This is a genomic window from Symbiobacterium ostreiconchae, assembly GCF_055396975.1.
Genome location: NZ_AP042454.1, coordinates 2,438,431 through 2,452,377 on the forward strand (window position 1 = coordinate 2,438,431; position 13,947 = coordinate 2,452,377).

Below are 13,947 nucleotides of genomic sequence, written 5' to 3' on the forward strand. Positions count from 1 at the left end.
TCGGCCGTCCCAGGAAGAACATATCGCCGCTGGAAGGGGGGGTGCCCCGGTGGGAAAGGAGCTGATCACCGAACGGGGGCGCATCTACGTCTCCAACGACGTCATTGCGACCCTGGCCGGCATCGCGACCACCGAGTGCTACGGCATCGTGGGCATGGCCTCCTCCCGCATCCAGGACGGCATCTCGGAGCTCCTCGGCCGTGAGAACCTGGCCCGGGGCGTTTCCGTGGAAGTCGACGGCGATTCGGTGGAGATCGATCTTTATATCGTTGTAGGGTATGGCACCCGCATCTCGGAGATCGGGCGGAACGTCACCGACAAGGTGCGCTACGTCGTAGAGAGTTACACGGGTCTGAAGGTGCGGGCTGTCCACATCCATGTCCGCGGCGTCAAGCTTGGGCAAGCCTGAGCCGGCGCCGCAGGTCCATATTACCCGCCCCGCTGCGGCAGCGGGATCGGATGAGGAGGCACTCATCGTTGAGCATTCAGACCATTGACGGCAAGGCGTTGAAACAGATGATCCTCCGCGCAGCTGCCAGGCTCGACGCCGAGAAGGACGCGGTAAACGCCTTGAACGTCTTCCCCGTACCGGACGGCGACACGGGCACCAACATGTCGATGACCCTCACCTCGGCCAACCGGGAGGTGGAGCGGGCGGGCGACCGCACGGTGGGCGAGGTGGCCGCCGCCCTGGCCCAGGGCTCCCTGATGGGTGCCCGGGGTAACTCGGGGGTCATTCTGTCACAGCTCTTCCGCGGTTTTGCCAAGTACCTCGACGGCAAGGTGTCCATCGACGGCCGCGACCTGGCCCGGGCCCTGCAGGAGGGCGTCGACACCGCCTACAAGGCGGTGATGAAGCCCGTCGAGGGCACGATTCTCACCGTCGCCCGGGAGGCCGCCGCAGCCGCGCAGCAGGCGAGCCGCAAGGACCGGTCCGCGGCGGCCGTGATGCGGGCCGCGGTGGAGGCCGCCGAGGCGGCCCTGGCGAAAACGCCTGAGCTCCTGCCGGTGCTGAAGAAGGCCGGCGTCGTCGACTCGGGCGGCAAGGGGCTGACCGTCATCTACCACGGGTACTACGAGGCGCTCTCCGGCGAGGCCTCCGACGTGCCGACGGTTCCGACGGAGGTCCGGCCGGACGAGGAGCCGGCCCGTGCCCGGCACGACGTCTCGCCTGCCTCGCAGGTGGCCTTCAAGGTCGATGAGGAGATCTCCGACATCCGGTTCCCGTACGACTGCGAGTTCTTCATCCGGCGGTACAAGGACGGCCCGCCGATCCCGATGGACCACATCGCCCGGGAGCTGGAGCAGTGGGGCGACTCGATCTACGTGGTCGGCAGCGAGGACCTGGCGAAAGTGCACGTCCACGCCTCCAATCCCGGCCCGGTGCTGTCGCTGGCGATTCAGTACGGCGACCTGATCGACATCGTCATCCACAACATGCGGGAGCAGCACGAGGACCTGCTGCGCCACGCCCAGCCCGCGCCGGCGGGCGTCGCCTCGACCGGGCTGGCGGGCGCGGCGGACCACCCCGGGGGCTCCGCACAGGCGGGCAACCCCGCGGGCGCCGCACACGCCGACGCCCCCGGCCCGCAGGAGGAGCAGCCCACGGCCGTGGTCGCCGTGGCCGCGGGGGAGGGGATGGCCGAGATCTTCCGCTCCCTGGGGGTGAGCCAGGTCATCGAGGGCGGGCAGACCATGAACCCGTCCACCCAGGACCTGCTGGACGCCGTGGAGCGCTGCCCGAGCCGCCAGGTGTTCCTGCTGCCCAACAACAAGAACATCATCCTGGCGGCCGAACAGGTGGTGGCGCTGACCGAGAAGAAGGTCTACGTCGTGCCCACCCGGTCGGTCCCTGAGGGGATCTCGGCGATGGTGGCGTGGATGCCCGACGAGGAGGACGGCGAGCGGCTGTTCAGCAGCATGAAGCAGGCCATCGCCGGGGTGCAGACCGGCGAGGTCACCTACGCCGTCCGCGACACGGTGTACGAGGACCTGGAGATCCGGGAGGGCGACATCCTCGGCCTGTGGAACGGCAAGATCCGCGAGGTGGGGAAGGAGCCGGAGGCGGTGCTGACCGCCCTGCTGGACGCGATGGTGGCCGAGACCGGCGGCGAGGTGATCGCCGTCTACTACGGCAACGGGATCGACGCGGAGCGGGCCGAGGCCGTGGCCGAGCAACTCCGGGAGCGGTTCCCCGACCACGAGGTGGAGATGCAGTACGGCGGCCAGCCGCTCTACCACTACGTGTTCTCACTCGAATAAGATGAGGCAGGTGCGCCGGCCGGCGCACGCGCGCTTCACGCACCTGCCGTGCCAGGCTGACCCGGCGGAGCAGCAGGCTCCGCCGGGTCAGCCTTTGCGCGCGGTGGCACTCCGGCCCCAGTTTACATAGTGTGATGGAGCACTGCGTCTGCGCGGAGGGGAGGGGTGAGCGGTGTCCGAGGACCCCAAGGTCACGGTGGTGATTCCCGCCTACAACGCCGCCCGCTACCTGGCCGAGGCGGTGGAGAGCGCCCTGAACCAGACCTACAGCGACCTGGAGGTGCTGGTGGTGGACGACGGCTCCACCGACCGGACGCCTTTCCTGCTGGAGCGGTACGGCAGGGCCATCCGCACCATCCGCAAGCGCAACGGCGGGACCCCGTCGGCCCTGAACGAGGGAATCCGGCAGGCGCGGGGCGAGTGGATCGCCTGGCTGAGCGCGGACGACGCCTTCCTGCCCGAGAAGCTGGCGAAGCAGATGGCGTACGCGGACGCCCACCCCGAATGCGCGCTCATCTACACCAACTGGTTCGTGGTGGACGCCCGGGGGAAGACGGTCTCGCACCTGGCCTCGCCCACCTTCCGTTCCCGGGCCGACCAGGTCGAGAAGCTGCTGCGCGGGTGCGTGATCAACGGCTCCACGACCCTGGTCCGCCGGGAGGTCTACCTGCGGGCGGGCCTCTTCGACGAGTCGCTGCCCCAGGCCCACGACTGGGACATGTGGCTGCGGCTCGCCCGGGACTACCGCTTCGGCCACGTGGCCGAGCCGCTCCTGCGCTACCGCTGGCATGGCGAGAACCTGAGCGCCCGCCCCGACGCCCTGGCCTACAACGACCGCGTGCTGGCGAAGGCGCGGGCTTTCCTGGGCGGGCAACCGCCCGGCGGGGGAGGGGGAACCCAGTGACGCAGCGGAGGAACCCGCGCCTGCTGGTACTGGCCTGTGACGGGCTCGATCCCGACGTGATCCTGCACAACCTGCACCGGCTGCCCTTCATCCGAAGCCTCTGTCAGGGCGGGGGCTACGGGGTGGTGGAGTCGGCGGTGCACTCCTGCGACATCTGGACCACCCACTACACCGGGCTGCCCCCGGAGAAGCACGGCGTCCAATTCAGCCGGCTGGCGCTGGCGAAGCAGCCCGCCGACCTGACCGCGGTCAAGACCGACCTGTTCCTGTGGGACTGGCTGAACCGCCACGGCCTCACCGTGGGCTTCGTGGAGCCCCTGCACGCCTATCCCGCCCCGCAGGTGAAGGGCTTCTTCGTCTCGGGCTCGCCGCGGCCCACCCTGGCGCAGACCGACCGGGCCGTCTGGCCGCCGGCGCTGAAGCCGCTCATCGACCGGGAGTATATGGCCAGCCTGCCCAAGCCGCCTTCCCTGAAGGACCTGGGCGTTGAGAAGCCCTTCTCCGGGCTGACGGACGCCGAACTGCTGAAGCTCCTGGACGGGTACTTCGCCGACGCGCCGGCCCTGCTCCGGCCGCACCTGAACTGGTACCTGGACCTGGTCGAGCGGCTGTGGACGAAGGTCCCGTGCGACGTGCTCTGGGTCTACTTCATGGAGACCGATGTGCTGGGCCATTTCCTGTTCAACGACGACCCGCCCGAGGCGCTGGTGCAGGTGTACGCCGAGATGGACCGGGGGTTCGCCCGCCTCGCCCAGCGGACCGGCGCGGAGGCGGTGCTGCTGCTCTCCGACCACGGCATGACGCCGATCGCCCGGCTGCTGACGCAGCCACAGTCCACCCCGCTCATGCGGAACCTGGCCGAGGAGTACCGGGTCGCCGGGACCCGGCTGCTCCGCCCCAACCTCGCCGTGGTGCAGGGCTACAACCAGGGCCTCTGCACGGGCACCCACCGGGACCGGGCGTTCTACGCCGTGCGCTCGCCCCGGGTGAGGTCCGGCGTCAGGGCCGACGTGCACTTCCACGACCTCTTCGGCCTCTTGCTGCGCGTGCTCGGGCTCCCGGTTCCCCCGGGGCGCCGGGCCTACCGCGGCCCGCTGTTTCCCGAGCCGGCTCCGGCCCCGGGTCCTGGCAGTGCCCCAGCCGCGGGTTCCGCCAGTTCCCCGGCCCCGGGTCCGGGCAGTGCCCCGGTCCCAGGCCCCGCCGGTTCCCCGGCTACAGATCCCGCCAGTGCTCCGACCCCGGGCCCCGGCACGGTCCCGGTCCCGGGTCCCGCCAGTGCTCCGGCCCCGGGCCCCGGCACGTCCCAGGCTCCCCGTGCCGCAAGAGCCCCGGGGACCACACCAACCGTCACGACGAAGGGGGTGCGGCCCTTGCGCATCGGCATTCTCACCTACGGGATCCACAAGGGCGGGCGCGGGCGCACGGTCGCCCGCCTGGCCGAGGGGCTGGCCCGCCGGGGGCATGAGACGTTCCTCCTCATGCTGGAAGGCCAGCCGGTCGCCTATCCGGTCAGGGTGCCCATCCACCGCATGCCCGCCTTCGAGCCGCACAAGTTCCCTCAGGCGGACGTGATCATCCCCGCGGCTTTGGGGCTGATTCCCAAGGCTCTGGGCCGCTCCTCCCACGTGACCGTTCCGCTGCACTTCCGCTTCGAGCCGGACGTCGCCTACGACGCGCGCACCGCCCTTCACGTCGTCAGCCTGCCCTACCGCTCCATGGCCACCGCCGCGCCGGTGGCGGCCCGGGTGCAGCAGCAGAGCGGCCGGCCGTGCCACCCGGTGCCGCCGGGGGTCGACACGGCGGTCTTCAAGCCGGGGGCGCGGCCCGCCGGGGGCCCGAGGCGGGTCGGATTCATCTACCGCAGCCCGGCCCTGGGCTACGGCTTCAAGGGTGCGGACTGCTTCTTCACCGCCATGCAGCGGGTGCTGCACGCGGAGCGGGACGTGCAGGTGTGCCTGCTCAACCCCGACGGGCTGCCGGTGGACGCGCCGATCCCGGTGGAGGTGGTGGAGGCGCACACCGACGAGGAGATCGCCCGGTTCTACCGCAGCCTGGACGTGTTCGTCACCGCCTCCGTCAGCGACGGCGCGCAGCTCGGCGTGCTGGAGGCCATGGCCTGCGGCACGCCGGTGGTGGCCACCGACGCGGGCGGCATCCGGGAGTACGCCACCCCGGGGATCAACTGCTTCATGGGCCTTCCCAACCATCCCAAGATGCTGGGCGACCTGGTGCTGGCGGCCCTGCGGGACCGGAACCGTGCCAGGGGCTTCGCCGACGCCGCCCTGCAGATGGTCCGCACCCGGACCTGGGATGCGTTCGTGGACGCGGCGGAGGCCGCCGTGCAGGCGGCCTTTGCCGAGCGACGGAGGGAGGCGAAGCCATGAGGGCGCCCAGACTGCTCGTGCTGGCGTGCGATGCCGCCGATCCCCACCTGATCCTGGCCCACCGACGGCGGCTGCCCACGCTGGACCGGCTGTGCCGGGAGGGCAGCTACGGCATCATCGACTCGCTCACCCGCTCCGGCGACGTCTGGACCACCTATTACACGGGCCTGCCCCCCGAGGTGCACGGCATCCAGGCCGTGCGCCTCTCCAAGTCCAAGGAGCCGGCCGACCTCACCAGGGTGAACACGGACCTGTTCCTGTGGGACTGGCTCAACCGCTGGGGGCTGAGCGTCGGCTTCGTGGAGTCCCTCTACACCTTCCCTGCCCCCCAGGTAAACGGGTTCTTCGTCTCCGGCGTTCCCCGCCCGCCTCACAGCCAGACTGACCGGTCCGTGCACCCGCCAGAGCTGCGCGCGCTGATCGACCGGGAGTACGTCGCCGGCATCCCGAAGCCCCCGAAGCTGAGGGATCTGGGAATCACCAAACCCTTTGCCGAGCTGTCGGACCGGGAACTGAGGGAGATCCTGGCCCGGGGCTACTGGACCAACATGCCGGAGCTGCTGCGGCCGCACCTGGAGCGGTACGCGGACCTGGTTTTCCGCCTGTACGAGCGGCGCCCGGTGGATGTGCTCTGGGTCTACTTCCTGGAGGCGGACTACGCCGGCCACTTCCTGATGCACGAGCAGCCGCCGCGCACCATGGTCCGGGCCTACGCCGAGCTCGACCGCATCTTCGGCCGCCTGATCGCGCGGCTGCAGCCCGAGACCGTCCTGTTCATCTCCGACCACGGCATGCTGCCCATCGGTCACCTGCTCACCCGGGAGCCCCCGAACCCGGTGATGGCGGAGATGGTCTGGGAGTACCGGCAGACGCGGCACCGGCTGCTCTCGCCCGACCTGGCGGTGCTGGAGGGGCAGAACGGGGGCATCTACAGCGGGACGCACAACTACCAGGGCTTCTACGCGCTGCGGGGGCCGGGGGTCTACCGGGGGCAGCGCTCCGACATCCACTTCCACGACGGCTTCCGGCTGATCGTGCGCGCCGCCGGGCTGCCGGTGCCGGCCGGGCGGGCCGGACGGACGCCGCCGGTTTTCAACGAGTTCTCGCAGCGCCGCGCCGCGGAGTACGACCAGCAGCAGTGGGCGTCCAACCCGGATTATCTGTCCGCTTTTCTCTCCTTTGCCGAGCTCAGGCCGGAGCACCATGTGCTCGAGGCGGGGGTCGGCACCGGCCAGGTGGCGGCCGCCGGGGCGCCGCGGGTGGCGCGGTACGTCGGGCTCGACAACTCGGAGGAGATGCTGGTCCAGGCGCGGCGGAAGGTGCCGGGGCTCCGCCTGGTGCACGCCGACCTGCGGGCCGTGCCCCTGCCGGACCGGTCCTTTGACCGGGTGCTGGCCCGCTCCGTGCTGCACCACGTGACCCAGGGGCTCGACCAGGTGATGCGGGAACTGTACCGGGTGCTGCGCCCGGGCGGACGGCTGGTGATCGGAGAGGGCATTCCGCCTTCGCCGGAATCGGTGGCCCACTTCACCGAGGTCTTCTCCCTGAAGGAGGAGCGGCTGGTGCTGCTGCCGGAGCACCTGATCCAGCTGCTGGAGCGGGCCGGATTCGTCGACATCCGGTTCCGGCGGTATGTGATGCCCCAGGTGAGCGTGCGGGGCTGGCTGGAGCGGTCGGACCTGTCGGATGCGCTGAAGGCCCGGCTGCTGGAGATGCACCGGACGACGCCGCCGGCGGTGCAGCGGGCCTACCGCACCACCATTACGGAGGACGACGTCCTGGTCGACTTCACGTTCGCCCTGGTGAGCGGCAGCCGCCCCCACTGGTGAGCGTGGGCGTCAGCGGTTCAGGCAGGAGCCGCGGGGCGCGGGGTCGAATGGAGATAGGGCACCCCCTGGCAGGCCGCGGGGAAGTCCTGCCAGGGGGTTCGTCTTCCGGAGGGAATTGGTGGGAGCTAGTGCAGGAGGACCTCGTGAAGCAGAAAGTCATCGTTCCTGAGCTGATCATCATACGGGCCCTGTCGTGTCTGGCCGTGGTCCTGATGCACTCGATCACGATGCTGATCGGGGACCCCGAGGTGAACCGCGGCCTCAACACCGCCCGGCTGCTGCTGCTGTTCGCGACGCCCACGTTCGCCTACATGTCCGCGTTCCTGATCGGCTATTCCAAGTCGCAGCGCCCGTACTTCGAGACGCTCTGGCTGCGGGTGAAGTACCTGATCCTGCCCTACCTGGTTTTCGCCGTCGGTTACGCCTTCTGGCAGCACTACCAGTGGGGGGCGCCCCTGGTGGACCGGATCCGGTACAACGTCGCGGGCGGGTACCACGGGTACTTCGTGCTGGTCGTCTTCCAGTTCTACCTGTTCCACCCGCTGTTCCGGCCGATCCTGGAGCGGGTGCCGGCGTGGGTGGGCGTGCCGGCCGCGGGCCTGGTGAACATCGGGTACCTGGCGGCCCTCAACCTGGGCCTGGTCTCGATCCCCTACCTCGGCTTCCACGCGTACCGGCTGCTGCCCGCCTGGTTCTTCTATTACGTGCTCGGATACTACTCCGGCCGGGACAGGGACCAGTTTCAGCTGGTGCTGCGCCGGTGGTGGCCGCTCTCGGCGGCGATCCTGGCGGGCGGCGCGGGGCTGCTGCTCTGGAACGCCCTGAGCGGGTTCCTGCCGGACGTGACCTCGCAACGATTTGAAGTGGTGCTGTACGCGGCGGGGGTCATCCTCCTCGCCTTCCCGCTGGCGGGACGGGCCCGGCGGGTCCCCTCGGTGCTGAACCTCGTCAACCGGGCCTCTTTCGGGATCTACCTGCTGCACTGGTTCTTCCTGGAGCTGTTCCGCCGGTGGGTCGTGCGGATTCCGGGCCTGCCGAAACCGGCGGGGATTCTGCTGCTCTTCGTGCTGGCCGCGACCGCGGCGGCGCTGGTGACCTTCGCGCTCAACCGCTGGCGGTGGGGCGCCTACGTGGTGGGCCGGCTCGGGGTGGACGGCAGCAAGGCCAGGCTGGCGCCGCCGCCTGGGTCTGCCGCAGCCCCCGCCGAGGCGGCAACTCGTTGAACGCGCAGCCATCGAGGCCGGGCGTTGCGCTCTGTCGCCTCGATGGCCTGCTTTTTTTGGCCGTGTCCGGTCAGGCCCCTCTGCTCGCCTCGTGAATGGCCGTGAGCGCTTCGTGCATCTCCTTCCAGGTGCGCTGCCAGCTCCAGTCGCGGGCGGTGGCGACGCCGGCGGCGCCCAGCCGCTGCCGCAGGGCCGGATCGCCCAGGACAGTGAGGATCGCCTGCGCAAGGGCCATCGGGGTCCGGGGGGGCACCAGCAGGCAGTTGACCTGGTGCCGGGCGTACTCGCCAATGCCCCCGCAGTTGGTCGCGACCACGGCCGCGCCGCAGCTCATGGCCTCCAACGGCGGCATGGAGAAGCCCTCGAACCAGGAGGTGGAGACGAAGACCGCCGCCTGCTGATAGAGCTCGGCCAGCTCCGCGTCCGTGGGCGCGACCACCACCCGGTGCGGGTACGGCAGATGGACGCGGCAGGCCACGGGCGTGACGATGGTGAGGGGAAGGCGGGGGTAGCGCTGCATGACCGGGCCCAGGGCCTGGACGAAGTCGTCGGTGCCCTTGAAGCCGTACCCCAGGGTCTTGTCCCGCCAGATATACAGGATGCCCGACCGGGGCGGGGCGTCGGGAGGCGGCGGCACGAAGGTCTCCTGCTCGATGCCGAGGTGGATGACCTGCGGTCGCCGGCCGGCCACGGCTTCGATGCGGCTGGCCAGCCACTGGGAGATGGCCAGGGTGGGGATGGGGAGCAGGTAGGTCTCCTTCGCCCGGGGGTCCTTCACCCAGAGCGGCTCGTAGCCCAGGCTGAACCGGACCACCTGCCCCGCGCCGCTCTCCCAGGCCGGCGGCACGGTGCTCCAGAAGTTGGTCAGGATGATGTCGGACTTGGGGAACGCATCGGGGACGATCCAGGGAACCGAGATCACCGGAACGGTGACCTTCCACTGGATGCCCCCCCGCTCCGGGATCAGGAACGCGACGTCGTGGCCGTAGGCCGCCAGCCCTTCGGCCACCCGGACGAGGGTGCGCGTGCCCCCGCCCAGCTCCAGGTTGAACGCCGGAATGGTGATCTTCACGGGTCCCTTGCCTCCTGCGGCTGGACATGCCCCTGCATGATCTGCCGGAGGGCGTCCTCCAGCTGGTCGCCGAAGCGCTTCCACGTCCACACCGCCGCGGTGCGCAGGCCGCCCTCCGCCAGCCGGGACCGCAGGTCAGGCTCCCTGAGCACGCTCAGGATGTACCCGGCAAGGCGGTCGGGCTGCTTCGGCGGGCTGAGCAGGCAGTTCTCGCCCGGGCGGGCGTAGTCGCGCACGCCGCCGCAGTCGGTGAGCACCACCGGCGTGCCGCAGGCCATGGCCTCCAGCGGGGGCAGCGAGAGCGCTTCGAACCAGGAGGCCAGCACGTAGACGGCCGCACGGTTGTAGGCCTCGGCCATCGCCCGGTCGTCCTCGGGCCGGATTTCGGTGAAGGGAAAGGCAAAGGGGGGCGGCGGGGTTCCGGGGGAGTCGCCTTCCGTGGCAGCCACCAGCACCCGCACGTCCGGCATCTGGCGGCGGACGAGCTCCATGGCCGCCGCGAAGTCGCCGTTGCCCTTATAGTGGTAGCCGTGCGCCTCCGACCGGTAGATGAAGAACACCGTCCGATCGTCTCTCGGCGCGCCGTCCAGCGGACGGAAGACGCGGCCGTCCACGCCGGGCTGGGCGATGAAGCAGTCCTGTCCGGTCGCCTCCCGGATGATCCTGCGCAGATGCGGCCCCAGTGTGATCACCGGAAAGCCCTGGAGGTACGTGTCCAGGGCCGCTTTGTTCTCGGGCACCCACATGGGCTCGAACCCGGTGCTGAACCGGACGACCCGGCCCTTGCCGCTTTCGGCGGCGGGCCTGACCGTCGGCCAGAAGTTGGGCAAGATCACGTCGGCCTCCGGGATCACCGACGGCGTGATCTTGCTGACCCGTTTGACCCGGGATTTGAGCGGATAGGCAAGGGGGAGGCCCTCGAGCACGACCACGGTGACGTCGTGACCCCGCTCGACCAGCTGGTTGGCTGCCTCGGCGATGACCCGGCAGCCGCCGCCGCGGTGGAGGTGCAACACGGGGATGACGACCCGCACAGCGGACCCCTCCAGTCACTGAACTGCTTCCGCCTGCGCGGCGCCGCGCGGGCGTTTGGCGCGCGGCTGCGGCGCCCCTTCGGCGGTTGTCGGAAGCTGCGGTGTCTGCACTGCTCCAGTGTATGGAGGGCCGGGCGGGGGTGTGTCGACCGGTCACCTTATTATGTCGACGCACATACCCTGATGCAGACCGAGACGCCAGGGGGGTGACCGTTGGCCGTGAAGGTCTGTGTCGTGGGCGTGGGCAACATCGGAACCAATCTGCTGACCTCCCTGCGCCGCAAGGGGGTCCAGGCGGTCGGCGTGGAGATTAACCCGGACCGACGGGCCGCGCTGGCGGCGGCCGGGGTGGACGGCGTCTTCGCCGGTCCGGACGAGGCCGGCGCCCCGGACGTCTGGATCCTCACCACCTCGACGGGGCCGGGGATGAGCCACATCCTGAGCGCCGTCCGCAGCCTGTCTCCCAAGCCCGGGGCGCTGGTCTCGGTGGAGTCGACCCTGCCGGTCGGGGGGACCGCCCGGCTGGCCGAGGCGTTCCGGGAGCGGGGGTACGTGCCCGGGGAGACCTTTCACCTGGCACACGTGCCGCACCGAATCCTGTTCGGCGTGGAAGAGACCGTCTTCGACGCGCCGCGGGTGGTGGCGGGGGTCACGCCCGCCTGCCGGGATGCGGCCATCGCCTTCTACCGGCCGCTGGTCCCGGTGCTGTACCCGGTGGACGACGTGCGGGTGGCGGAACTGTCCAAGATCGTGGAGAACGGGCTGCGGTACCTCAACATCGCGTTTGCTGAGGCGCTGTTCGGCTACTGCCTGGAACACGGGCTGGATTGGGCCCAGCTCCACGGGGCCGTGAACACCAAGCCCAACGTGGAGCTGCTCAACGTGGACTTCGGCATCGGCGGCGAGTGCCTGCCGAAGGACATGGGCTTCCTGCAGGAGGCCCTGCAGTCGCCCCTGCTGGAAGCGGCCGTCGCGGCCGACGAGGCCCACCGGGCCCGGCTGCGCCGGCTGGCGGGCCCGCACCGGCGGGTGCTGGTGATGGGGCTGACCTTCAAGCCGGGCTTCCCAGACACCCGGTTCAGCCGGGCGCGGGAGCTCGCGGAGGCGCTTGCGGCCGACGGCAAGGAGGTCTACGTGTACGACCCGGCCCTCGGGCCGGAGAAGGTCACTGAGCTGGGCTTCCGGTGGGGGGATCCCGGCGGGGCGTACGACCTCATCTACCAGCGCCCCCTGGCGATTCGCACAGCAGCAGAGGAGGAGAAGCGTGGCCAGGATACTCGTGACGGGCAGTAAGGGGACCCTGGGGAGCCGGCTGGTGCAGCAACTGGAGCAGAACGGCCACGAGGTATGGCAGGTGGACACCCGCCACGAGGCCGACGAGCGGTACTTCCGGGCGGACGTGGCCAACTGGCGGCAGCTGGAGCGGGTGTTCGAGCAGCCCTACGACTACGTGTACCACCTCGCCGCCGAGTTCGGGCGCATCAACGGCGAGGAGTATTACGACACGCTCTGGCGTACCAACGTGATCGGCACCCGCAACATCCTGGAGTTTCAGCGGCGCAAGGGCTTCAGGCTGATCTTCGCCAGCTCCTCCGAGGTCTACGGCGAGACGAAGGCCGAGGTGCTGGACGAGGATCTGCCCCTGCGCCAGCCCATCATCCCGCACAACGATTACGCCCTCACCAAGTGGGTCAACGAGATCCAGATCATGAACTTCGAGCGCCGCTACGAGGTGCCGGTGGTCCGGCTGCGCTTCTTCAACGCCTACGGCCCGGGCGAGCGCTACCACAACTACCGGAGCGTGGTCTGCCTGATGGCGTACCGCGCCCTCACCGGCCGGCCGTGGACCGTGTACGAGGGCTACTACCGCACGTTCATGTATATCGACGATTTCATCCCGACGCTGGCCCGGGTCGCGGACCGCTTCAAGCCCGGCGAGGTGTACAACATCGGCGGGACGGACTTCCGGAGCGTGCGGGAGCTGAGCGACCTCATCCTGCAGCTCACCGGCGCCGACCCGGGGCTGGTCACGTACCTGCCCGAAGACAAGCACAACACGGTGAGCAAGCGGCCCGACATCCGGAAGGCGATGCGGGACCTGGACCACAACCCGAAGGTGACCCTGGAGCAGGGCCTTCCGCCGACCATCGAGTGGCTGCGCCGGGAGTACGGGCTGTGAGGGGGGAGCGGCCGTGGGGGAGTGGCAGAGCAAGAAGGTCCTGGTGACCGGCGGCACGGGCTTCATCGGCAGCCACGTGGTGCAGGCCCTGCTGGCCGAGGGCGCCCGGGTACGGGTGCTGGCGCACTACAACGGCGATGGCCGCCTGGGCAACCTGGAGGCGCTGCCGCCTCAGGAGCGGGCCGAGGTGGAGGTGGTGTGGGGCGACCTGCGGGACGCCGACTCGGTGCGCCGGGCGGTGAAGGGCGTCGATCGGGTGCTGCACCTGGGCGCCCTGATTTCGATCCCCTACTCCTACCTGGATCCCAGAAGCTACGTGGACGTGAACGTCTCCGGCACCCTCAACGTGCTGACGGCCTGCCGGGACCTGGGTGTGGAGCGGCTGGTGCACACCTCCACCAGCGAGGTCTACGGCACACCCGATACGGTGCCCATCGCGGAGACGCATCCCCTCCGGGGCCAGTCGCCCTACGCCGCCAGCAAGATCGGCGCCGACAAGCTGGTCGAGAGCTTCTACTGTTCCTACAACCTGCCGGTGGTGACGCTGCGCCCCTTCAACGCCTACGGGCCGCGCCAGTCCACCCGTGCCCTCATCCCGACGATCCTCACCCAGGCCCTGTGGGCCCCGGAGATCCGGCTGGGCAGCCTCTGGCCCCGGCGGGACTACACCTATGTGACCGACACGGCCCGGGCCTTCCTGCACGCGGGCAGCGTGCCGGGGATCGAAGGCATGGTGCTGAACGCCGGCTACGGGGCCGACATCTCGGTGGGAGAGCTGGCCGAGATGGCCATGCGGCTGGCCGGCCGGCGGGTGCCGGTGGTGGAGGCGGCCGAGCGGGTGCGGCCCAGTGCCAGCGAGGTGGCGCGGCTGCTCTGCGACCGCACCCTGGCCGAGCAGCGGCTGGGCTGGCGGCCGCAGGTGGAGCTGGAGGAGGGGCTGCGGCGGACCCTGGCGTTCATCGAGCAGAGGTTCACACCGGAGATCCTGAAGCAGACCATCGTGTAACCGACCACCGTGCAGCTGACCGTCGCACGGCGCGTCATCGTGCGCGGCAGAGGA

11 protein-coding genes are annotated in these 13,947 nt (G+C 70.1%); 9 read left to right on the forward strand and 2 right to left on the reverse strand.

The genetic code is table 11. The annotated features are described in order from the left end of the window. The first annotated feature begins 49 nt into the window (after window positions 1-49). The 6 genes from ACZ5UM_RS11750 (at window position 50) to ACZ5UM_RS11775 (ending at window position 8,602) form a co-directional block, all read left to right on the forward strand. Window positions 50-409: an Asp23/Gls24 family envelope stress response protein gene (locus ACZ5UM_RS11750; protein ID WP_464844326.1), complete on the forward strand. Its 360-nt coding sequence runs from the start codon at window positions 50-52 to the stop codon at window positions 407-409. A gap of 68 nt (window positions 410-477) precedes the next feature. Beyond that, on the forward strand, window positions 478-2,262 hold the full coding sequence (locus ACZ5UM_RS11755) for a DAK2 domain-containing protein (protein WP_464844328.1): 1,785 nt from the start codon (window positions 478-480) through the stop codon (window positions 2,260-2,262). A 172-nt stretch (window positions 2,263-2,434) separates the two neighbouring features. Further along, window positions 2,435-3,166 carry a glycosyltransferase gene (locus ACZ5UM_RS11760; protein WP_464844329.1) on the forward strand — a complete coding sequence of 244 codons (732 nt, stop codon included), beginning with the start codon at window positions 2,435-2,437 and terminating at the stop codon, window positions 3,164-3,166. Beyond that, complete coding sequence (locus tag ACZ5UM_RS11765; RefSeq protein ID WP_464844331.1) at window positions 3,163-5,550, forward strand: glycosyltransferase; 2,388 nt, start codon at window positions 3,163-3,165, stop codon at window positions 5,548-5,550. Before ACZ5UM_RS11760 ends, ACZ5UM_RS11765 begins: the two co-directional genes overlap by 4 nt. Further along, window positions 5,547-7,379, forward strand: coding sequence for a methyltransferase domain-containing protein (locus tag ACZ5UM_RS11770; protein ID WP_464844333.1), 1,833 nt, complete (start codon window positions 5,547-5,549; stop codon window positions 7,377-7,379). The genes ACZ5UM_RS11765 and ACZ5UM_RS11770 overlap by 4 nt, the downstream gene beginning before the upstream one ends. Before the next feature lie 143 nt (window positions 7,380-7,522). Then, window positions 7,523-8,602 carry an acyltransferase family protein gene (locus ACZ5UM_RS11775; RefSeq protein ID WP_464844335.1) on the forward strand — a complete coding sequence of 360 codons (1,080 nt, stop codon included), beginning with the start codon at window positions 7,523-7,525 and terminating at the stop codon, window positions 8,600-8,602. 70 nt (window positions 8,603-8,672) lie between these two features. Here ACZ5UM_RS11775 and ACZ5UM_RS11780 read toward each other — a convergent pair whose 3' ends face one another. After that, window positions 8,673-9,674: a glycosyltransferase family 4 protein gene (locus tag ACZ5UM_RS11780; RefSeq protein WP_464844336.1), complete on the reverse strand. Its 1,002-nt coding sequence runs from the start codon at window positions 9,672-9,674 to the stop codon at window positions 8,673-8,675. After that, window positions 9,671-10,708, reverse strand: a complete 1,038-nt coding sequence (locus ACZ5UM_RS11785; RefSeq protein WP_464844337.1) for a glycosyltransferase family 4 protein — start codon at window positions 10,706-10,708, stop codon at window positions 9,671-9,673. Before ACZ5UM_RS11785 ends, ACZ5UM_RS11780 begins: the two co-directional genes overlap by 4 nt. A gap of 219 nt (window positions 10,709-10,927) precedes the next feature. Between ACZ5UM_RS11785 and ACZ5UM_RS11790 the strand changes: the two genes are divergently transcribed. The 3 genes from ACZ5UM_RS11790 to ACZ5UM_RS11800 are packed head-to-tail and all read left to right on the forward strand — an operon-like array spanning window position 10,928 to window position 13,893. Continuing rightward, entirely contained in the window at window positions 10,928-12,001 is a 1,074-nt protein-coding gene (locus ACZ5UM_RS11790; protein ID WP_011195498.1) for a UDP binding domain-containing protein, read from the forward strand. Next, window positions 11,973-12,887 carry an NAD-dependent epimerase/dehydratase family protein gene (locus ACZ5UM_RS11795; protein ID WP_464844339.1) on the forward strand — a complete coding sequence of 305 codons (915 nt, stop codon included), beginning with the start codon at window positions 11,973-11,975 and terminating at the stop codon, window positions 12,885-12,887. The genes ACZ5UM_RS11790 and ACZ5UM_RS11795 overlap by 29 nt, the downstream gene beginning before the upstream one ends. Window positions 12,888-12,900: 13 nt before the next feature. After that, window positions 12,901-13,893 carry an SDR family NAD(P)-dependent oxidoreductase gene (locus ACZ5UM_RS11800; RefSeq protein ID WP_464844340.1) on the forward strand — a complete coding sequence of 331 codons (993 nt, stop codon included), beginning with the start codon at window positions 12,901-12,903 and terminating at the stop codon, window positions 13,891-13,893. Window positions 13,894-13,947: the final 54 nt, after the last annotated feature.